The sequence below is a fragment of the Peribacillus frigoritolerans genome, from assembly GCF_030676415.1.
Lineage (GTDB): Bacteria > Bacillota > Bacilli > Bacillales > DSM-1321 > Peribacillus > Peribacillus frigoritolerans_A.
This window is the reverse complement of the sequence record NZ_JAUUTW010000188.1, coordinates 1-204: the sequence shown is the minus strand read 5'-3', so window position 1 is coordinate 204 and position 204 is coordinate 1. Positions and strand designations below refer to the sequence as shown.

Annotated in this window: 1 protein-coding gene; it reads left to right on the top strand. The window is 39.7% G+C overall.

Features of this window, described 5'->3' with window-relative positions:
* Positions 1 to 204: transposase (locus tag Q8G36_RS29000; RefSeq protein ID WP_305275403.1), on the top strand; the 204-nt coding region annotated here is incomplete at both ends.

Genomic DNA, 204 nt, shown 5'->3' with positions numbered 1-204 from the left:
ACTTTAGATCAACTGGTGCCGGCGAACCATTTGGTTCGTAAAAAGGAGGCTTCCATTGACTTCACTTTCATTTACGACTTGGTGAAAGATATGTATTCAGAGGTAGGACGCCCAAGTATTGATCCAGTTAATTTAGTTAAACTGACATTCATTCAGTATACCTTCGGTATTCGTTCCATGCGTAAAACGATTGAAGAAGCTGAA